This is a genomic window from Rhodococcus sp. A14, assembly GCF_011603105.1.
In the GTDB taxonomy this organism is placed as follows: domain Bacteria; phylum Actinomycetota; class Actinomycetes; order Mycobacteriales; family Mycobacteriaceae; genus Rhodococcus_F; species Rhodococcus_F opacus.
In genome coordinates this window covers 1-20,053 of the sequence record NZ_JAAOQS010000145.1, presented here as the reverse complement: position 1 = coordinate 20,053, position 20,053 = coordinate 1, and the positions used below count along the sequence as shown (strand labels likewise).

The window sequence follows — 20,053 nt, the reverse complement described above, 5'->3', positions numbered from 1 at the left end:
GGTGAAGACCTCCTGCGCACCCGCAAGAAGGAATTCTTCCAACGAGAGACAGCGCCCAGCTTCACCGTCACCGGTCGACGCCTCGCCGAACTTCTCTACCCCCACGGCAATGAGGACGGCATCGTCACCCCTGGGTGTTGACGGCGAAGGCCCGCCGGATCTCGTGCCCGGCTTGCGGAGCGCTCACGCCTCACCGCCTGTTCGCCACCGACGGGAAGTAACCCATCCGCGACTACCGTATCCGGACGAATCCAGGACCGCCGGAGCGACCCTGGGCGAGACGTTCCGGCGCAATCTTTGAGTGCGCCGAATCTCGACGAGCCGCGCGTAGTGAAAACGGTGAACCACCAACTTAAAACACGTGCCGCCCGTGGCTGATCAGGTGCCCAGCCAGAGTCGTCGACGGGCGACCGTGGTCATTCGCTCGACCAGCACCGGCCACAGCGGGGCCGGCGCAGCGACGTCGAGATACGCGACCAGTGTCCGGAAGAACGCCGCGGTGTCCATCCCGAAATCCGCCCTGATCACCTCGGCCGGGCCGCCGCCGTGGGCGCACCACCGCAATGCGAAGGCCACCATCCGGCTCAGCTCGGTCACCTCCGTGGTGTCCGCGGTCACCGCCGCCCCTCGTGGTTCTGTGCACAGCTTGCCGCACAACAGGTCCGGACCCCGGGCTGGCGCGAACTCGGTTGCCCGGTGCCCGGTGCCAGCGGCACCATCGGCACCGTCGGTGACGGCCACCGGGTCGAGGTGGCCCTCCGGTGGGGCGGGCGGGGCTCGAACCCGCGACCAACGGATTATGAGTCCACGGCTCTCACCGACTGAGCTACGCCCCATCACCGCACTACCCCACTCACGCGGGACCTGGCGATGGTATCCCCACCCCGCCGACCGTCCCCGCTCACGCTCGGGGGAACGTCTTCACACGCGGCCAAAGAGCTGCCGCACCCCACCGTCCTCAGCAACCGCATACAGCGCCATCCCCAACAGATCCAGAATCCGCTGAGGTGCCCGCACCGCAGCCTCCACCGATCGCGGCTCGTCCCGAACCACCAACGCAAACGACACCGACTGATCCGGTTCGCTCGGAGCGATTCCGGCGCTCCACGGTAGTGCATCCGCCGCACCAGCTGCCCGATCGCGGTATCGACATCCAACCCCGGCACGGTGGACGCGCCCTTGACCTCGGCGTAGAGCCGGCGGCCGTCCGCCTGCCACGAACACCGCGGCCTCACCCATCATATCCAGTACATGCAGGACTTCGCCGGCCGACTCGAACGCACCGGGAAAGATAGCTGCGAAGAAGACGGCTGCGGCGGCTCCGGTCACCGGCGCGCTGAACGTGCTGGCCACGACCGCGCACGCGTTCGACGACGAATCGGTCCGCCTGGTCCGCCTCCACCGAGAAACGTTCGCGTCCGTTCGGGATTGACTGTGGGCACACACGTGAGCCAGAGGCAACCCACTCGGCACCTGGCTGTCTGCGCATCAGTGGACGACAGGCCACCAATCCGAGAGGTTCACGATGACGACAGCACCCTCGATGGTCACCGACGTCCGGCGGCGTCGTCGATCGCGACAAGGGTGGCGAGTCGAAGGATGGCCGCTGCGGTGGAAAATGGCGACCGCCTTGAGCCCGAGGGTCCACTACATATGCGCTCGGGTACGGCCACGCGTCGTCGTTGTCATTGGCCTCTCTTCCCAGTCGGTTGCATTCAGTTTTCGATGAGGCGAAACGCGTTCGCGAGCCCGGCCGCGAGGATCTCGTTGGACAGCGTCGGGTCCGACACCGCCCGCGACAACTGCAGGGTCCCGATCAGGCTCGACATCAGCCCGATCGCCAAGGTCCGCGCCGCGGCTGTGTCGTCGATGTGGGTACGACTGGCGACGATGGTGATCATGGCCTCGAGACCATCCGTGAACGATTGCTGCACAAGCGGTGTCGACCGACTGATTTCGCTGAGCAGGGCAGCGGAAGGACATCCGTTCTCACGTTGGTCACGATGACTCGCCGACAGATAACCCTCGATGTAGGACTGCAACGAGTGACCGTCGTCGGGTAGCGCCCGCAGAGCATCCAGCTGCTTCGTCAGCTGATCGGCCAAGACCACCGCGACGAGTTCGTCCTTCGACGCAAAGTGCGCGTAGAACGCGCCGTTGGTCAGCCCGGCGTCGGACATCAACGCACTCACGCCGGCCCCGTCGATCCCATCCTTCTTCAGACGTCGACCCGCCGCCTCCACCACCCGAGCGCGCGTCTGCGCCTTGTGCTCGCTGCCGTATCTCGCCATGTCGATGATCCTCCATGCTGCCGCGTCCTTGCCCTACCGAAGTCTATCCGATAACCTTACGACCATAATAGTATGAGCGTAATTCAATCGGGCTCTCACAGGCCAGGCTCACTTCCTTCGGATAGAGGACAGACATGGCAACCAACCACGGCGCACCGGCCGACACCCGCACCTGGACCACGGTCCCGACCAAATTCGTCCTCGCCGGCGGCGTTAACTTCGCTTACCGCGAGCTCGGCCCCACGGGAGGCGTGCCCGTGGTGTTCCTGCACCACTTCGCCGCCGTTCTGGACGACTGGGACCCCCGCATCATCGACGGCATCGCCGCTCACCACCACGTCATCACGTTCGACAACCGTGGCGTCGGCGCGACCGACTCGAAGGTCCCCGCCGACCTCGAGCAGATGGGACGTGATGCGGCCACGTTCATACGAGCGCTCGGTCACGACAGCGTCGACCTACTCGGCTTCTCCCTCGGCGGGGGGGTAGCCCAGATGGTCGCCCTGCAGAATCCGACACTGGTTCGGCGAATGGTGTTGGCAGGAACCGGCCCACGCGGCGGCGGCGGAATCGACCACATGCGCAGGATCGTAGGACGCGCCTACCTCAAAGCCGCCCTTGCCCGCAAAGATGCCCGACACTTCCTATTCTTCCCACGCACGACCGAAGGCAAACGCTCCGCCGACGCCTATTTCGCCCGGCTCGCCGAACGTGCCATCGACCGAGACACACGCATTTCGATGCAGGCCCGCCTCGCACAACTGAAAGCAATCATGGGCGGCGGGAAAGCAGCACCCGACGACCTGTCACAGATCACCGCGCCAGTGTTCGTCGCGAACGGCGACAACGACCTCATGGTCGCCAGTGAGCACTCCGCCGACCTCGCGCGGCGTCTTCCCAATTCGCAGTTGACCATCTACCCGAGCTCGGGACACGGCGGCATATTCCAATACCATCGCGAATTCGTCCCGGAAGTGCTCGCCTTCCTCGGCGAGGAGCCGCACACCGCCGCCGCGTCCGCCGCGTCCTCCGCGACCAACAGTGGCGATCAGTCGTGAAAGCCTTCGCCTTCGCTGCGTACAAGCGGCCGCTGCAGGAGACGACAGTGCGCGAGCCGATCGTCGGCGACCACGACGTACTCGTCGAAATTCAGGCAGCCGGCCTCAACCAGCTCGACGAGAAAATCCGCACCGGCGAATTCAAACAACTGCTCCGCTATCCGACGCCGTTGACTCTCGGACACGATCTGGCGGGCACCGTCATCGGAGTCGGCGCCCGCGTTCGACAGTTCTCCGTCGGCGACGAGGTCTACGCCCGCCCCCGCGACGGCCGAATCGGCACCTTCGCCGAACGCATCGCCGTCCACGAAGACGACCTCGCGCTACGACCCACGTCGATCAGCGTGGTCGACGCCGCCTCACTCCCCCTCGTCGCGCTCACCGCCTGGCAGGCACTCGTCGACACAGCGCATGTGCAACCTGAGCAGAAAGTTCTGATCCACGCCGGTGCGGGCGGAGTCGGATCGATCGCGATCCAACTTGCCAAGCATCTCGGGGCGAGCGTCGCCACCACCGCCAGCGGCCGAAACGCCGACTTCGTCCGACAGCTCGGCGCCGACGTCGTCGTCGACTACCGCACCGAGGACTTCGAAAACGTTCTCGACGGGTACGACGTGGTCGTCGACAGCCTCGGCGGGGACAACCTCGAAAGATCACTGCGCGTGCTCCGGCCGGGCGGCAAGGCAATCGGTATCGCCGGCCCACCCGACCCCACGTTCGCCCGCACCGCCGGCGTCAATCCGATCGTTCGTCTCGCGATCACCGCCCTGAGCCGCAAAATACGCAGACAAGCCGCGAAAGCGGGCGTGAGCTACGAATTCCTTTTCATGCGTGCCAGCGGTGAGCAACTACGCCGCATTGCGGAACTGGTCGACCACGGCGCGATCCGTCCGATCGTCGGAAGAACGTACCCCTTCCACGAGACACCGGAAGCACTCACGGCCCTCGCCTCGGGTGGCATCCGCGGCAAAGCCGTCATCACCCTACCCACCGCCTGAACCCACCGAATCGCCGGAGAACACCCACATGAGCACCCAGAGCAATCGCGCCACCGCCTACGCATCAGCCCCGACAAAGACCATCACCGCAGGCGGGAACACCTACGCCTACCGTGAACTGGGACCGAAAGGCGGCATCCCCGTCGTATTTCTCGTCCACCTCACCGCCAACCTCGACAACTGGGACCCCCGAATCGTCGACGCGATCGCACGGAACCGCCACGTCGTCACCTTCGACAACGTCGGTGTCGGCGCCTCCACAGGGAAGGTGCCGGACACCATCGAAGCGATGGCCGCCGACGCCCACACCTTCATCACCGCGCTCGGCTTCGACACAGTCGACCTGTTCACCTTCTCGATGGGCGGCTTCATCGCCCAAGATCTGATCCTCGAGCACCCGCACCTGGTCCGCAAGCTCATCCTCACCGGAACAGGACCACGCGGAGGCAAGGACATCGACAAGGTCTCCCGAACGACCTACGTCGACATTCTGCGCGCAACGCTCGTGCGGGCCGACCCCAAGGAATTCCTGTTCTTCAACCGCAACCCAGCAGGCAAGACCGCTGCGAAGGCATTCATCGGGCGTCTCCACGAACGCAGCACCGACCGCGATACAGCCGTCGGAATATCCGTTCTGCGAACACAACTCGCCGCCATCGAGAAGTACGGGCGCTCCGCCCCGTCGGACCTGTCACGCATCACCGCCGACACCCTCATCGCCAACGGCGACCACGACCGCATGGTCCCCACCCCACTGTCCGAAGATCTACGACGCCGCATCCCCGGCTCCGAACTGATCATCTACCCAGACTCCGGCCACGGCGGAGTCTTCCAGTACCACGACAAGTTCGCTCCCGTCGCCGTCGAGTTCCTCGGTCCCTGAACACCTCTCGGTACACACGCCCTTTTGGAGAGGAGAACACCGCATGCCCTCAGTACTCGTCACAGGAGCCGGCCGAGGAATCGGTCTGGCCATCTGCCACCGCATGAGCGAAGCCGGGTGGACCGTCTACGCAACCGCCCGCTCGGAGTCGGCGCTCGCCCGCCTCGACCAGCTGCATCACGTCCACGCGGTCCCGCTCGACATCACCGATCGAACGGCGATCGCGGCTCTACCACGACACCTTCCAGCACGGTTGGACGCAGTGGTCAACAATGCCGGCATCATCGTCAGCGGACCGGTCGAAGGCCTGCCGATCGAGGACCTCTCGCGTCAACTCGACGTCAACGTCGTCTCGCAGATTGCCGTCACCCAAGCCGTCCTGCCCGCGATCCGAGCAGCACACGGCCGCATCGTGTTCATGTCCTCGGTCAGCGGCCTGATCACCACCCCCGGCACCGGCGCGTACAGCGCATCGAAATACGCGATCGAATCCCTCGGTGACGCACTGAGAATCGAACTGCGTCCGTGGAAGATCCCCGTCTCACTGATCGAACCCGGACCCATCCGTACCGACATGTGGGAGGGAATGCTCGACGACCACGACGCCATGACCGCGAAACTGAGCCAAGAAAACAGAGAACTCTACGCAGCGCACCTCGCCGGCAGCCGCAAGCTCCTGGAGCGAATGCAAAAGATCGCAGCTCCGCCGAAACGCGTCACCAAAGCCGTCCACCACGCCCTGACCTCACCGCACCCCAAACGGCGCTACATCCTCGACACCGCAAGCCGCGTCCAAAAACTCGCCGTAGCAGTAACGCCCACACCGGTCACCGACAAACTCCTCGCCGCAGTGACGACGTGACCTCACCTCGGACAGATCGGGTCGTCGACGCAGAACCCCATTCGATATTTTGAGCCCGGTGACACATTGACTTGATCGTCCGCGAATCATGCACCAAGTTTCAGCAAACGGTTCGGGTTCGGTGCATCCCCCCGGAGGGGCATCAGCGCCGCCCGCCTCCACCACGCAATCCCTCGTGTGTTGGCCACCGCGGTCGTCGCCGTACCCCGCCGACACCGAACAATCACCCTCACCGATAGGACCGCGACCATCCGGTTCCTCCGCCGCGACACCCCCGAACGCCTCACCACCCTCGCCGCCGAGCAGGGACTGACCGCCGCCCTCGCCCGCGCCGAAACCTGGGTACAGGCAGCCTCGTGAACCTCGACGAACGCGACCGTGTCACCGACCAATTCGGCGCCGCCCCCGAACAAGTCGAACGAGACCACCTCATCTCCCTGCTCCTCGCCTATCTCAGCGAACATTTCGCCGACCGGCTCCACTTCATCGGCGGCACCGCCCTCGCCCGAACACACCTCCCCCATGGAAGATTGAGTGAGGACATCGACCTCATCTCCCTCGACCCACGACGCAGTACCCTGGCAGCCGACCTCGACGAGGCGCTCCCGAGAGCGTTGCAACGCGCCTACGGTCGCCTCGACTGGGCGCCCCCGCTCAGCGCCGGCACGAGTGCAGTTACGCTGGGTCGCATGCCATCCGGGAATACTCCGACAGTGCAACCATTGGCGCATCCGACGAGGCCATCCTGCGGGTTCGACCACTACCGCCCAGTAATGTGACACACGACACAGCTGGCGTTGCGGAGATGCCTTACCCTACTGAGAAACACGCCACCTAAGAGCGTGTCTCATGTGGATGAAGTGACCTGTGGGACATAATGTGACGCGTGGTAGATGAGTTGTCACTGAGGTTGGTTCCGGATGCGTTGTGGGAGATAGTCGCACCATTGATTCCGCGTTTTGTCGCCCGGCCGCAGGGAGGTGGCAGTGCGCCGGCCGATGACCGGGCGGTGTTCACCGCGATTGTGTACGTGCTCACCAGCGGATGTGCGTGGCGGCACCTGCCGCCCTCGTTCGGGGTGACCGTGCCGACCGCGCATCGACGGTTCAGTGCCTGGGTGCGGGATGGGGTGTTCGAGAAACTCCATCGCGAGGTGCTCGATCGGCTCGGTAGCGCGGGCGAACTCGACTGGACGGCAGCGATCCTGGACGCGGCAAGCGTGCGGGCGAAAAGGGGGGCTCACTGACGGGTCCCAGTCCGGTCGACCGCGGTAAGAAGGGATCGAAGATCCACGTCCTGTCCGAAACGAATGGAATCCCACTGGTCGTGGGCGTGACCGGGGCGAACACCCATGACAGCACGATGCTGCAACCATTGGTGGCAGCGATTCCGGGCGTGAGGTCTCGGCGCGGACCGCGCCGACGCAAGCCGGGAAAGCTTCGCGCCGACAAGGGCTACGACTACGACATTCACCGACGGTGGCTGCGCGAACGAGGCATCGTCCCGCGGATCGCCCGCCGCGGCATCGCGCGAAACGATCGCCTCGGCCGGTACCGATGGAAGATCGAACGCACCATGTGCCTGGCTCACCGGCTACCGGCGCATGACCATCCGCTACGAGCGCCACGGCGAACACTTCGCCGGCTTCCTTCACCTCGCCGCCGCACTCACCTGCTTCAAGAAGCTCCCCACATGAGACACGCTCTAATACTGCAACGACACTTGCTTGACAGGTAGACGATACTGGTTGTGTGGTCCTCGATCTGGTTGCTGCCGAGTTGGAAGCGTTGCATGAGCGGATCTCCAGTCGGTTCGCCCGGTCGGAACCGCGGTCCCGGGTCCGTGAATATGTGACGGGTTTGGTTGCGGGTCTGGAACGCAAGAACGGGTGGACCCTCGCCGAGCGAGCCGGTGAAATGAGCCCGGACGGTATGCAACGCCTGCTGCGGCGGGCCGACTGGGACGTCGACGGGGTCCGCGACGATGTGCGTGACTATGTGGTCGAACGCCTCGGCGATCCGGCCGGCGTGTTGATCGTCGATGACACCGGTTTCCTCAAGAAGGGCACCCGCTCGGCCGGGGTGCAACGCCAGTACTCGGGCACCGCCGGGCGCGTGGAGAATTGTCAGATCGGGGTGTTCCTCGCCTACGCCAGCGGCGCCGGGCACGCGCTCATCGACCGGGAGCTGTACTTGCCCGAATCCTGGACCTCCGACCGGGACCGGTGCCGCGCCGCCGGGATCGGCGACGAGGTGGAGTTCGCGACCAAACCCGTTCTGGCGCAGCACATGATCGAACGCGCCCTCGACGCACAGGTCCCATTCTCCTGGGCCACCGCCGACGAAGCCTACGGGCAGGTGAAGTACCTGCGGGTCTGGCTCGAGGAACGCGACATTTCCTACGTGCTGGCCACCCGCCGCAACGACGACGTGTTCACCCCGGACGGCCGCGCCGGCCGCGCCGACGAGATGATCGCCGCGATCCCGCCGAAACAGTGGCGCCGCATCTCCGCCGGCGACGGCGCCCACGGCCGACGCGAGTACTCCTGGGTCCGGATCCCGATCCGGATCGCCTGGGCACCCGGGCGCGGGCACTGGTTGCTCGCCCGCCGATCACTGTCGGATCCGACCGAGATCGCGTACTACATCTGCGCCGGACCCCGCCGCACCACGCTCACCGAACTCGCCACCGTCGCCGGCTCGCGGTGGCGGGTCGAGGAATGCTTCCAACAGGCCAAGAACGAGGCCGGCCTCGACCAGTACCAGGTACGCACCTACCGGGCCTGGTACGCCCACATCACCTTGTCGATGCTCGCCCTCGCCTGGCTCGCAGGCACGAAAACCGAAGCCATAAAAGGGGAATCGGAACCGATGATCAGGACATGATCGGCTACACGGTACCCGAGATCCGCCGCCTACTCGTGTATCTGATCCTGCGACACGCCCACCCCGACGAGCACACCTGGTCCTGGTCACACTGGCGGAGACGCCGACAACACCAGGCCCGCACCTCCCACTATCGAACCCGCGGTCACCTGCCATAAGTGCCGTTGCAGTACTAAAGCGAATGGTGCCGATGCCGCGGGGCCAACGACGCCGCGTGTCCGGCGAGGTGCGCGGGGATACTCGTATCAGTCTGGGCGTGCAGGACGGGTCAGTGCTGCTGTGTAGTCGTCGACAACGTTGACGAGTATGTGTTCGAGCCGCTGAGAGGCGATGGTTGGTTTGCTGTCGCGCAGGCGTGCTGCGCATATCCGGCGGGCGGGCATTGAGGCTTCCAGTCGTTTGACGACGACGTCTTCGCGTACGTAGCTGGTGGCGAGGCGGGGGCAGAGGGTCACTCCGAGGCCGGCGGCGATCATCGCTTGGGTCTCTTGGTAGTCGCTTGCTTCGATCGCCACCTTCGGATGGAAGCCGGCGGTGTGGGCGCAGCGGAAGAGTAGTTCGGCGGTGGGGTGCCCGGCCGCACGAACAATCCACTCCTCATCCTTCATGTCGGTCAGTTCGATCGTGTTCTGTCGTGCGAGGCGGTGAGTGCGTGGGACGATCAAAACTGTTGAATCAAGCAGCAATTCATGCACGGCTAGCTCGGTGTCGGGTGATCGGTTCCAGGGGTAGTCCCATGTCAATGCGATGTCGAGTTGGTGGGTTTCCAGCAGGTCTCGCAGCGGGCTGATGCGGCTGGAGTGGATCGCGAGACGCACTCCGGGGTGGGATTCGCGCAGGGCAATGACCACCTCGGGCAACAAGGAGGCGGCAAAGGTGGGAAACACCCCGAACCGGACGGTACCGGTATATCCGCCCGCCAACTGCTCGAGATCTCCGCTCAAGCCCTCGAGTTGCTCCTCGATCGCACGAGCCCTGCCGAGCACCAGGCACCCGGCTTCGGTCATCCGCACCCCTCGGGCGTGACGTTCCACCAGCGCGACGTGCAACTCGGCCTCGAGTTTCCGGATCTGCTGAGATACGGCGGACGATGTGTATCGAAGCTCGTCCGCGGCACCGGCCATCGATCCGTGGCGATTCACCGCAGCAAGAATCTGAAGTCGGGTGATGTCCACTCTCATACCCACAGATCGTAGCAAGCCTTAAGTCTGAAGCAAGAAAGACTAACTACTACTTATGTCTTGTGGGTGTCATAGTGGTTTCAGTGACCCAGCCCATAGCTGCCGGTCTACGAGATGCCCACCACAGGCTGTGCGCAGATCACTGTGTCCAACCCCAGTGAAATTGTCCAGGCTGAAGCAGGAGAAAAACACATGAACGAGACAACGGAGCTCTCCGGGTGGCGCCGCAGGAAAGTTCTGATCGCCGCCGCGGCGGGAAACTTCACCGAATGGTACGACTGGGGTGTCTACGGCGTTGTCGCCACCATCATTGCCGCTCAGTTCTTCGAACCCGGGAATCCGACGGCGGCGTTGCTGAGTACGTTTGCCGTGTTCGCTCTGGGCTACCTTGCGCGCCCGGTGGGTGGCATTGTTTTCGGCCGGATCGGGGACAAGCACGGCCGTAAACGTGCCCTGTCGTTGACGATCTTGCTCACGTGTGGCGGCACCGCGGCGATGGGACTGCTTCCCACGTACGACAAGGTCGGTTTGCTCGCACCGGTTCTCCTGCTGGTGTGCCGGCTGGCCCAGTCCATGGGTGCCGGCGGCGAATACGCCAGCGCCATCGGATTCGTCTACGAGCACAGCCCTACCGCCGATCGGTCGAAGAATGTCTCGAAGCTGATTGCGACCTCGTTCATCGGAATCATGATCGGTTCGGTCTTTGCCCGCATCGCCTCCGCGGTACTCGGCGATGAGGCGTTCGCCGCCTATGGGTGGAGGATCTTGTTTCTTCTCGGTCTGCCGTTGGCCGCTATCGGCTTCTACCTGCGGTCGCGAGCCGATGAGACACCGGAATTCGAACAACTCAAGCGCGAACGCGCAGCCGCGAAGGAAGTCGCCACCCCCCTTGCCGATGCGCTGCGTTCGTATCGGCCGCTGATGGTGACCTTCATGATCGCTACCGCGAGCTATGCACTGATCAGCACGACGATTACCTCTTACCTGGTGACGTTCCTGCAGCAGACGAACGGGCTCACTGCAAACCAGACGTATACCGCGAGCATTGTCAGCAACGTGGCGGTGATCGCTTCCACCTTGGTGGTCGGCCTGTACTGCGACCGGATCGGGCTCCGCACAACGTTCATCGTCAGTGGAACGATCGTCGCGATCGTCGCCGTGCCGGCCTTGATGCTGGCGGCACACGGCTATACCGGGGGAATCGTCGGCAGCGCGGTGATCGGTATCTGTAAAGGCATGCTCGCGGTGCCGGCATTGTTGGCGTTGAGCCAGATGTTCCCCATCGCCGTGCGAATCACCGCAGGCGCGCTGGCATACAACGTCGTGCAAGCAATCTTCGGCGGAACGGGACCCGCCATCGGCGTCACCTTGAACGAGCTCACCGGCGGACCGAACGGGTTCGCACTGTATCTGGCCGTCCTGGCCGCCGTCACCACCCTCACCGCGTGGTGCGCACGAAACGCCTTCGACCGCAGCGACAACCCCGACTACCACCCGGCGGCCCTTGCCGGTTGCCCGCAAACCACCGCAACACAGACAGGACAGTAACCGAATGCCCACCACCACTCTGCCCGCCAGCGAGCTGACCTCCCTCGCGGCCTCCGCCCTGACCACCTGCGGTATGTCCGCGGCCGCAGCCGACACCATCGCCGAGGTTCTGGTCACGGCCGATATGTTCGGCATCCACACCCACGGCGTACTGCGCGTGCCGCAATACCTCGACCGCGCGAACATCGGCGGAATCAACCCGCACGCCGAAGTCCGCGCTACCCGGATTGCTCCCGCCCTCGCCCTCGTCGACGGCGACAACGGGGTCGGACCGTTGGTGGGCAGCGCGGCCCTCGACGCCGCCATGGAAGGTGCCCGCACGGCGGGTATCGGAGCAGCATTCGCGCGCCACAGCAATCACTTCGGCCCGGTGATGCCCTATCTGTTCAAGGCCGCATCCGAAGGCTTCGCAGCGATCATCGCCAGCAACGCGACGACCACCATCGCACCATCGGGTGGCAAAGCGACCCGCGTGGGCAACAACCCCCTGGGGTGGGGCATGCCCAACCCCAGCGGAGACCCCATCCTCCTCGACATCGCACTCAGTGTCGCCGCCCGGGCCAAGATCCGTGCCGCGGCCGCGGAGGGCCGACCGATCCCCGACACATGGGCTACCGACAGTTCCGGGCACCCGACCATCGACCCCCACGCCGCACTGGACGGTTTCCTGCAACCGATCGCCGGCCACAAAGGGTACGGGCTCGCGGTCATGGTTGACCTCTTTGCTGGGCTACTCTCCGGCGCTGCATATCTCGACAAGGTCAGCTCCTGGAATCTCGCTCCCGAACGTGCCCAGAATCTCGGTCATTTCTTCATCCTCGTCGACACCAAGCTCATGGCCGATAGCTCTGACCTCAGCGCGCGTGTCGACGATTTCGCAGCCCGGCTGCATTCGGTGCCCGCGGCTGACCCCGCCAATCCTGTGCGCCTGCCAGGGCAACTCGAGATGGCCCGCTACCACGAGCAGACCCGCGAGGGTGTCACGCTCGATCGGCAGGACGTTCGCGCGCTGGAGGAACTCGTGAAGGCGCGGGTGTGACATGCCATCCGGGACGTGGGACTGCCACACACACGTGTTCGGTCCCTATGAGCGCTACCCATTGGCGGAGGTACGCACCTACAGTCCGCCGCCGGCGTCGATCGCCGACTTGCAGGACCACCTCAGTGCCCTCGACCTCGATCACGTGGTATTGGTGCAACCCAACTCACACGGGGTCGACACACGGGCGATGATGCACGCGTTGGAGGTATTCGGAGGTCGCGCACGGGGGGTGACCGTCCTCGATTTCGAGATGGCGTCCGCCGACCACCTCCGTAGCTTGCGGGAAGCGGGCATTCGCGGTGTGCGGTTGAACCTCCACACGGCGGGAACACCTGACTCGACTGTCGCGGAAGCCGCCTTCGATCGTGCGGTTCGTCTGCTGACCGGCACCGGGCTTCACCTCCAGCTGTTCGCGTCTGTGGCCTTGTTGTCCGCACTCGCACCCCGGATAAGCGAAAGCCCGGTGCCGGTCGTGGTCGATCACATGGGGATGGCGCTATCGGGCGCCGGTGAGATCGGGGAGGTCGCGAAACTCATCACCGACGCCGGTTGCTGGATCAAGCTGTCGGCACCCGAGCGGATGGGACTACCCCCCGCCGACGCCCGCGTGCACCGTCTCGTCGACGAGTACGCCGCACGTGCACCGGACCGGATCGTCTGGGGAAGTGACTGGCCGCACAGTGCGCTCACCCACACCAGACCGCCGGACCAGACAGAACCGTTCAGATCGGTCGACGACCGATCGCGACTTCGAACGATGAAGGAGTGGCTCGGCACCGACCTGTATCAGCGCATGCTCTGCGACAACGCCCACACGCTGTACGCCTAGTACGGCGTGGCATGAGCACCTTGACACTCGAGCGCGACTGGCACCCTGCGCCTGTCCCTCGCCGCGGCAAGGGCGCCGAAACTCCAGTCTTCGGCTGTCCCGACTGTTGGATGTGTGAATACCCATGAACTCTCGTGAGTATTGCCAGTGGCGGCACAGGCGGCGCGCCGCGTGGATCGAAGCCAACCGCAAACGCAAGCATCCTGACACCGAGGCGGAGCGCCTCATTGCGTTTGCCAGCACGTGGGCACCGTTCGGGGGCGCCAGCGAGGAGGAAATCCTGGTGCACTTCGGAATGACAATGCACCGGTTCATCGAGCGATTGTGGCAGATCATCCCTGAATCGAGCTGCGTCCAAGACGAGATACGCATTTTGGCGAGCGCATACCCGCAACCCCCACCGAGGCGGCGGCCCACACGTTATTGGGTGTGACCGGATCTTCTAGTGTCTCGCGGCAACGTGGCCGTCACACTACTTGCCCCACGGCGCACGAGACGGATGAGCTGAACCGACGGAGGTCTCCTGTTCGCGTCTCCACCCAGCCGGCAACGCACGGGACCTATTCACAGACAAGAATATTTCAAAGGATGACCATGAAGGTAGCGATCGAAAACCTCAGCCTGGCCTACGGGAAGACCACCGTCGTCAGGGATCTCGATCTGGAAATCGCCGACGGAGAATCTCTGGTATTGCTCGGTCAATCGGGGTGCGGCAAGACGAGCACGATGCGATGTGTCGCCGGCCTGGAAACCCCCAGCGCCGGACGGATCCTGATCGGCGACGATGTCATGCACGACTCGTCCACCGGAAGGACTGTCCCACCGAACAAACGCAACGTCGGAATGGTGTTCCAGTCGTACGCGGTCTGGCCCCACCGCACGGTCTTCGAAAATGTCGCCTTCTCCCTCCAGATGCAGAAGGTCGGCAAGGAGGAAACACAGACCCGCGTGCACGAGACGCTCGACCTGGTCGGACTCCGCAAGATGGCCGACCGCGGAGCAAGCCTGCTGAGCGGCGGCCAGATGCAGCGCGTTGCGTTGGCGAGAAGCCTGGTGATGCGGCCGAACGTCCTGCTACTCGACGAACCGCTGTCGAATCTGGATGCGCGGCTGCGCGAACATCTGCGCATGGAACTGCGGGAGCTACAGCTCCGACTCGGACTGACCACCATCTACGTCACCCACGACCAGGTCGAGGCCTTCGCACTCGCCGACCGGATCGCCTTGATGCAGAACGGACGCATCGTGCAGAGCGGGCCACCCGAACAGATCTACACCGCACCCGCGAGTGGCTCGGTGGCGGAATTCCTCGGCGTCGGCAACCTCTTCCCCTGCACCCCGACCACAGGCATCCCCGGACGCGTCACGCTGACCGATCACGATTTCTCGATCCAGGTCGACTCGCCCCTGCTCCGCGGTCATACTTCGCTGCTGGTGTGCCTACGGCCGGAAGACCTGACGGTCACGGCAGCGAAGGAATCACCGCAGCTGACGCAGGGCTGGGACGGGCGGGTCGACGTCGCCAGTTATCAAGGTGCGTCCATCCGTTACCGCATTACTCTCGACGGTGGCCCTGAAATCGAGGCCCTCGCCACGGGCCAGTCGAACCGCGCGCTCCACGTCGGTGAACGGGTCGCCGTCACCGCCACGCCCGGCGGTGCTCAAGTACTGGTCGATGACCGGCCGCAGCTTGCCGGGAGCCTGGCATGAGCGCCCCCACCACGGACCGCCCCCAGCAAATCCGTCCCGGCGGGGTCCATGATCGCCCCACGGTTAAGCGCAGGCCCACATTGCGTCGGGGCCTGCCCACCCTGATCCAGCTCGCCCTGCTCGCCCTCATCGTCCTGTGCCCGATGTTCTTCATCGTGATGGGGGCGTTCACCGACAACCCCGATCGCGCGAACGTCTTCGATTTCGGTAACTTCACACTCGGCAACCTCGAACTGCTCGGTACGCAGTCCGCCCAGGAAGCGCTCGTCAACTCCGCGATCGTCGGAGTGGGCTCCTGCGTCGTTGCCCTGGCAATCGGAGCGACGCTGGCGTTTCTGGCCGCTCGAACCAACGTGCCCGGCCGGAAATTGATCTACGGCATCGGTATCGCCCCACTGTTTCTGCCGTCCCTGGTCGGCGCTCTGGCCTGGGCGCTGCTCGCCGGCCCGGCAACCGGGTACCTCAACCTCGCACTGAGCGCCGTCGGTCTACCCGGATTCGTCGACATCTACAGCTTCGCGGGCATGATCTTCGTGTTGGGGTTGTACTACGCCCCGTACCCCTTCCTGATGATCCATTCCGCTCTGTCACTGATGAACCCGGACCTCGAAGATGCCGCGAGCCTGCACGGAGCCACCCTCACCCAGATGCTCCGCAAGATCACCTTCCCGCTCGTCATCCCGGCCATCGTCGGATCCGGAATCCTCGTCTTCGCTCTCACGGTCGAAAACTTCGCAGTAGCACAGGTGATCGGCGTCCCGGGCGGAGTCGACACGCTACCCACCCTGATCTACCGCCTGATGAACGCGGCACCGGCCCGCAGCAACGACGCCGCGGCCATCGCAGTGGTCCTGACCGTCCTTCTGATCATCGTCGTCGCTGTCCAGAACCGCGTCACCGGCCGCAAGGAATACACCACCGTCAGCGGCAAAGGCGTGCGCGCACGCCAGGTACCCCTCCGCGCGTGGCGGTGGCCGGCCGCGGCAATGGCGTGGACCTACTTCCTGCTCGCCGTGGCACTGCCCCTCTCCGCCCTCGTCCTCGCGTCCACCCAAACCAGCCCCTACCTCGCCCAGTTCAATGACCTCTTCGAAACCGGCGCCCTGTCCCTGTGGGGCCTGGCCGAAACACTGCAAGACCCGGACTTCCACAACGTCGTACTGAACAGCGTGATCGTCGGCATCGCTACCGCCGCGATCGGCACCACCTTCTGCTTCACCCTCGCCTACACCCGATACAGGACCCAGGCACCCGGTCGAACACTGCTGGAATACATCACGATGCTGCCCCTCGCCGTCCCCGCGATCGTCCTCGGACTGGGACTGCTCTGGACCTGGCTGGCACTACCGATCCCCATCTACGGAACGCTTGCCGTGCTCGTCATCGCGTTCGTCGCCGTCTTCCTGCCCCAGGGCTACCGTGGGGTGTCCTCCTCCATCGTCCAACTCGATCAGGACCTCGAGGACAGCGCCGTCATGCTCGGCGCCCGACGAAGCAAAGCCATCAGATTCGTCACGATACCGCTGCTCCGCATCGGGTTGTCGTCGACATTTCTGCTCCTGCTCATGCTGTCGATGCGCGAGTTGACCGCGGCGCTGTTCCTGTTCACCTCCGACACCAGGCTGCTGTCCATCGCGATCTTCGACGCGTACGACAACGGCTCGATCCAGTCCGCTGCGGAACTGAGCTTGCTGTACTGCGTCGTCATCGGAGTCCTCGCTGTTCTCTCCCGCCGGCTCGGCGCAAAGGAGTCGAAGTAACATGCACCACTCACTCACCCGCCGGCTCACGATCGCGACAGGCGCGTTGCTCGTCGCCGCACTGACCGCCTGCAGTCCGCCCCCCGAAGGCCCACCGCTGGCCCGATCCGCGACCTCCATCGCCGAACCCGGCGGTGCCCTGGTGATCGACAACGAGCAGATCGCCGACCCCAACATGTGGAGTCGAGCGAAATCCGAGGGAACGATCACCCTGTACAGCGGATACACCCAGGACACCGAATCGGAGGTGCTCAAACAATTCGAGGCCGACACCGGGCTCGACGTCAAACTGATCCGGTTGACCTCCAACCGGCTCTACGAGCGCCTCGTCGCCGAGTACAGCACAGGCAAACTCGAAGCCGACGTCATCCGCATCTCGGACCCCGGGTTCGTCCAGGGCCTCAATGAGCGGGGACTGTTCCAGCCGTACCAACCCGGTACCGCCGCCAACCTGCAAAAGGAAGTCGCCTTCGATGGGGGACGGTATTTCCGAACCTTCAATCCGGTGTACACGTTCGGATACAACCGGGCGCTGATCGACGCTGACGAGGCCCCCACTTCCTGGAACGCGCTCCTCGATGATCGCTGGTCGGACAAGCTGGGCATCGCGCAAGCGGGTTCCGGGGGCAGCGCACTGGCGTTGACTCGATTCCAACGCGACGTACTCGGTGATGACTATCTCCGCGAATACTCAGGCGAAGCACGCGTATTCGACTCCATCGGTGCGCAACTCGATGCTCTCGCGCGCGGAGAAATTGAAGCCGGCACCGTCGTTGTCAGCAGCGTGAACATCGCAAACAATGACAACGCTCCCGTGAACTTCGTCGTCCCCGACGAAGGCGTCACCTCGTACGACTACTACACCGCAGTCGCATCAACCGCCCCGCACCTCGCCGCCGCGCACGTCTTCATGAACTGGACCATGTCCAAGCGCGGACAGCAGGTGTTCAGCGACCTCGGTGAATACTCCGTCCGAACCGACATCGCTCCCCCCAACATTCTCGGCACCCAACTTCCCGAATTCACCGACCCCAAGGTCCACCGCATTTCCCCGGTCGAATCCATTTCCCACGCAGCAGAGGACCAGCAGGTCTGGAATTCGATCTTCGGCTACAACGAATAGATCTCACTCCCGGACCATCCGCGGGTCGGCGGTTCGCGCCAATCCACACCCCGAGACACGAAATGAGCTGTTCTTCAACAGGTCCTCGGCAATGCAGCGCACTCATCGAACGGTTGCACAGCGCGGACCGCGGACTCACGCGCAAGAACATCACCACTTCACAAGGACGAGAGGCACCCATGTCCAAAATCAAGGTTGAGGGCACCGTCGTCGAACTCGACGGCGACGAGATGACCCGCATTATCTGGCAGTTCATCAAAGACAAACTGATCCATCCTTACCTCGATGTGAACCTCGAGTACTACGACCTCGGCATCCAGTACCGGGACGAGACCGACGACCAGGTGACCGTCGACGCGGCCAACGCCATCAAGAAGCACGGCGTCGGCGTCAAGTGCGCGACCATCACCCCGGACGAGGCACGCGTCGAGGAGTTCGGTCTCAAGAAGATGTGGCGGTCGCCCAACGGCACCATCCGCAACATCCTCGGTGGCACGATCTTCCGCGCGCCGATCATCATCTCCAACGTTCCGCGACTGGTTCCGGGCTGGACCAAGCCGATCATCATCGGCCGTCACGCCTTCGGTGACCAGTACCGCGCCACCGACTTCAACGTTCCCGGCCCCGGCAAGGTGATGATCACCTACACGCCCGAGGACGGCAGCGAGCCGATCGAGCACGAGCTGGTGAACTTCCCCGAGGGCGGCGGCGTCGTCCAGGGTCAGTACAACTTCACCAAGTCCATCGAGGACTTCGCGCGCGCCTCGCTCAACTACGGCCTGCAGCAGAACTACCCGGTGTACCTGTCGACCAAGAACACCATCCTCAAGGCGTACGACGGCGCATTCAAAGACATCTTCCAGCACGTCTACGAGACCGAGTTCAAGCCGGAGTTCGACGCGGCCGGACTCACCTACGAGCACCGCCTCATCGACGACATGGTCGCGTCGGCGCTCAAGTGGGAGGGCGGCTACGTCTGGGCCTGCAAGAACTACGACGGCGACGTCCAGTCCGACACCGTCGCGCAGGGCTTCGGATCACCCGGCCTCATGACCTCCGTGCTGCTGACCCCAGACGGAAAAACCTGTGAGACGGAGGCCGCACACGGCACCGTGACGCGTCACTTCCGTCAACACCAGCAGGGCAAACCGACGTCCACCAACCCCATCGCGTCGATCTTCGCGTGGACCCGTGGACTCGAACACCGCGGCAAAGCTCGACAACACCCCCGACGTCATCGGCTTCGCCCAGAACCTCGAAGACGTGCTCATCAAGACCGTCGAGGGTGGCCAGATGACCAAGGACCTCGCGATGCTGGTCGGCGGCGACCAGGGCTACTACACCACCGAGGAATTCCTCGGCACGCTGGACATCAACCTCCAGAAGGCGATCGCCGAGCAGTAACCGTTGCACTGACATTGCGCGTCGACCGGGCTACCTGTCGAATTCCAACGAATTCCCGGTCGAGGCACACGCTTTCGAGCGCTCATCGGCAACCAATCGTGGGGGACTGTAAGAACAACGGTGTAACTCTGAAAGGAGATGCACCATTATGACTGATGTGATTGATCTTGAGGCCGAATCGAACTCGGCACGTGTGGGCGTCAGCGACGCGAGGCTGCAGGAGCTGGTGGATCAGGCCCGGGCCGACGGCCTGCAGCTCACCGGTGAGGGTGGGTTGCTGGCGAAGTTGACCAAGCTGGTGGTGGAGTCCGCGCTCGAGGGTGAGATGGACGACCACCTCGGCTACGGCAAAAATGACTCGGTCGGGCGGGGAAGCGGCAACTCCCGCAACGGCAGACGCGCCAAGACCGTGTTGACCGAGGCCGGGCCGGTCGAGCTGGAGGTGCCCCGCGATCGGGAGTCGAGTTTCGAGCCGAAGA

General features: G+C 64.2%; 17 protein-coding genes, 1 tRNA gene and 3 pseudogenes. 16 read left to right on the top strand and 5 right to left on the bottom strand.

Going from position 1 to position 20,053, the window contains the following annotated elements; translation table 11 throughout:
• Nucleotides 1-378: 378 nt before the first annotated feature.
• From G9373_RS40810 to G9373_RS40800, 4 genes and pseudogenes are all read right to left on the bottom strand, one after another.
• The gene (locus tag G9373_RS40810) at nt 379-618 is read right to left on the bottom strand and encodes a DUF3263 domain-containing protein (RefSeq protein ID WP_167120635.1); all 240 of its coding nucleotides are present in this window, start codon (nt 616-618) and stop codon (nt 379-381) included.
• Nucleotides 619-762: 144 nt separating this feature from the next.
• Nucleotides 763-835, bottom strand: a tRNA-Ile gene (locus G9373_RS40805).
• Nucleotides 836-921: 86 nt separating this feature from the next.
• A pseudogene (locus G9373_RS47195) lies at nt 922-1,235 on the bottom strand (hypothetical protein).
• A gap of 480 nt (nt 1,236-1,715) precedes the next feature.
• Entirely contained in the window at nt 1,716-2,291 is a 576-nt protein-coding gene (locus tag G9373_RS40800) for a TetR/AcrR family transcriptional regulator (protein ID WP_167120633.1), read from the bottom strand.
• Between the two features lie 134 nt (nt 2,292-2,425).
• Here G9373_RS40800 and G9373_RS40795 point away from each other — a divergent pair, with 134 nt between their 5' ends.
• From G9373_RS40795 to G9373_RS40760, 8 genes and pseudogenes are all read left to right on the top strand, one after another.
• Nucleotides 2,426-3,349 (top strand): alpha/beta hydrolase, encoded by a 924-nt coding sequence (locus G9373_RS40795; RefSeq protein WP_167120631.1) that lies wholly within the window; start codon nt 2,426-2,428, stop codon nt 3,347-3,349.
• Nucleotides 3,346-4,347, top strand: coding sequence for an NADP-dependent oxidoreductase (locus G9373_RS40790; RefSeq protein WP_167120629.1), 1,002 nt, complete (start codon nt 3,346-3,348; stop codon nt 4,345-4,347). Before G9373_RS40795 ends, G9373_RS40790 begins: the two co-directional genes overlap by 4 nt.
• A 28-nt stretch (nt 4,348-4,375) precedes the next feature.
• Nucleotides 4,376-5,230 carry an alpha/beta hydrolase gene (locus tag G9373_RS40785; RefSeq protein ID WP_167120626.1) on the top strand — a complete coding sequence of 285 codons (855 nt, stop codon included), beginning with the start codon at nt 4,376-4,378 and terminating at the stop codon, nt 5,228-5,230.
• A gap of 43 nt (nt 5,231-5,273) precedes the next feature.
• Nucleotides 5,274-6,092 carry an SDR family oxidoreductase gene (locus G9373_RS40780; protein ID WP_167120624.1) on the top strand — a complete coding sequence of 273 codons (819 nt, stop codon included), beginning with the start codon at nt 5,274-5,276 and terminating at the stop codon, nt 6,090-6,092.
• A gap of 177 nt (nt 6,093-6,269) precedes the next feature.
• On the top strand, nt 6,270-6,452 hold the full coding sequence (locus G9373_RS40775; RefSeq protein WP_167120622.1) for a hypothetical protein: 183 nt from the start codon (nt 6,270-6,272) through the stop codon (nt 6,450-6,452).
• The gene (locus tag G9373_RS40770; RefSeq protein WP_167120620.1) at nt 6,449-6,871 is read left to right on the top strand and encodes a nucleotidyl transferase AbiEii/AbiGii toxin family protein; all 423 of its coding nucleotides are present in this window, start codon (nt 6,449-6,451) and stop codon (nt 6,869-6,871) included. The genes G9373_RS40775 and G9373_RS40770 overlap by 4 nt, the downstream gene beginning before the upstream one ends.
• A 107-nt stretch (nt 6,872-6,978) precedes the next feature.
• Nucleotides 6,979-7,673, top strand: a pseudogene (locus G9373_RS40765) (IS5 family transposase); the annotation flags it as partial.
• A gap of 170 nt (nt 7,674-7,843) precedes the next feature.
• Nucleotides 7,844-8,977 (top strand): IS701-like element ISRhosp3 family transposase, encoded by a 1,134-nt coding sequence (locus tag G9373_RS40760; protein WP_167120618.1) that lies wholly within the window; start codon nt 7,844-7,846, stop codon nt 8,975-8,977.
• 245 nt (nt 8,978-9,222) lie between these two features.
• Here the strand turns inward: G9373_RS40760 and G9373_RS40755 are convergent, their stop codons facing one another.
• Complete coding sequence (locus G9373_RS40755; protein ID WP_167120616.1) at nt 9,223-10,158, bottom strand: LysR family transcriptional regulator; 936 nt, start codon at nt 10,156-10,158, stop codon at nt 9,223-9,225.
• 192 nt (nt 10,159-10,350) lie between these two features.
• Here G9373_RS40755 and G9373_RS40750 point away from each other — a divergent pair, with 192 nt between their 5' ends.
• The 8 genes and pseudogenes from G9373_RS40750 to G9373_RS40715 form a co-directional block, all read left to right on the top strand.
• On the top strand, nt 10,351-11,706 hold the full coding sequence (locus tag G9373_RS40750; protein ID WP_167120614.1) for an MFS transporter: 1,356 nt from the start codon (nt 10,351-10,353) through the stop codon (nt 11,704-11,706).
• Between the two features lie 4 nt (nt 11,707-11,710).
• Nucleotides 11,711-12,745 (top strand): Ldh family oxidoreductase, encoded by a 1,035-nt coding sequence (locus G9373_RS40745; RefSeq protein ID WP_167120612.1) that lies wholly within the window; start codon nt 11,711-11,713, stop codon nt 12,743-12,745.
• Nucleotide 12,746: 1 nt separating this feature from the next.
• Nucleotides 12,747-13,577: an amidohydrolase family protein gene (locus G9373_RS40740; protein ID WP_167120610.1), complete on the top strand. Its 831-nt coding sequence runs from the start codon at nt 12,747-12,749 to the stop codon at nt 13,575-13,577.
• Nucleotides 13,578-14,165: 588 nt separating this feature from the next.
• On the top strand, nt 14,166-15,287 hold the full coding sequence (locus G9373_RS40735; RefSeq protein ID WP_240961023.1) for an ABC transporter ATP-binding protein: 1,122 nt from the start codon (nt 14,166-14,168) through the stop codon (nt 15,285-15,287).
• Nucleotides 15,284-17,047 carry an iron ABC transporter permease gene (locus G9373_RS40730; protein WP_240961022.1) on the top strand — a complete coding sequence of 588 codons (1,764 nt, stop codon included), beginning with the start codon at nt 15,284-15,286 and terminating at the stop codon, nt 17,045-17,047. The genes G9373_RS40735 and G9373_RS40730 overlap by 4 nt, the downstream gene beginning before the upstream one ends.
• A gap of 1 nt (nt 17,048) precedes the next feature.
• On the top strand, nt 17,049-18,170 hold the full coding sequence (locus tag G9373_RS40725; protein WP_167120608.1) for an extracellular solute-binding protein: 1,122 nt from the start codon (nt 17,049-17,051) through the stop codon (nt 18,168-18,170).
• A gap of 179 nt (nt 18,171-18,349) precedes the next feature.
• Nucleotides 18,350-19,574, top strand: a pseudogene (locus G9373_RS40720) (NADP-dependent isocitrate dehydrogenase).
• A gap of 148 nt (nt 19,575-19,722) precedes the next feature.
• The coding region (locus G9373_RS40715) for a transposase (RefSeq protein WP_206033589.1) at nt 19,723-20,053 on the top strand (331 nt) is incomplete at its 3' end.

Bases quoted from the DNA above. Each gene is read 5' to 3' on its own strand.
- G9373_RS40800 (WP_167120633.1), bottom strand. From the start codon at position 2,291: ATGGCGAGATACGGCAGCGAGCACAAGGCGCAGACGCGCGCTCGGGTG.
- G9373_RS40795 (WP_167120631.1), top strand. From the start codon at position 2,426: ATGGCAACCAACCACGGCGCACCGGCCGACACCCGCACCTGGACCACG.
- G9373_RS40785 (WP_167120626.1), top strand. From the start codon at position 4,376: ATGAGCACCCAGAGCAATCGCGCCACCGCCTACGCATCAGCCCCGACA.
- G9373_RS40780 (WP_167120624.1), top strand. From the start codon at position 5,274: ATGCCCTCAGTACTCGTCACAGGAGCCGGCCGAGGAATCGGTCTGGCC.
- G9373_RS40755 (WP_167120616.1), bottom strand. From the start codon at position 10,158: ATGAGAGTGGACATCACCCGACTTCAGATTCTTGCTGCGGTGAATCGC.
- G9373_RS40750 (WP_167120614.1), top strand. From the start codon at position 10,351: ATGAACGAGACAACGGAGCTCTCCGGGTGGCGCCGCAGGAAAGTTCTG.
- G9373_RS40745 (WP_167120612.1), top strand. From the start codon at position 11,711: ATGCCCACCACCACTCTGCCCGCCAGCGAGCTGACCTCCCTCGCGGCC.
- G9373_RS40740 (WP_167120610.1), top strand. From the start codon at position 12,747: ATGCCATCCGGGACGTGGGACTGCCACACACACGTGTTCGGTCCCTAT.
- G9373_RS40735 (WP_240961023.1), top strand. From the start codon at position 14,166: ATGACCATGAAGGTAGCGATCGAAAACCTCAGCCTGGCCTACGGGAAG.
- G9373_RS40730 (WP_240961022.1), top strand. From the start codon at position 15,284: ATGAGCGCCCCCACCACGGACCGCCCCCAGCAAATCCGTCCCGGCGGG.
- G9373_RS40725 (WP_167120608.1), top strand. From the start codon at position 17,049: ATGCACCACTCACTCACCCGCCGGCTCACGATCGCGACAGGCGCGTTG.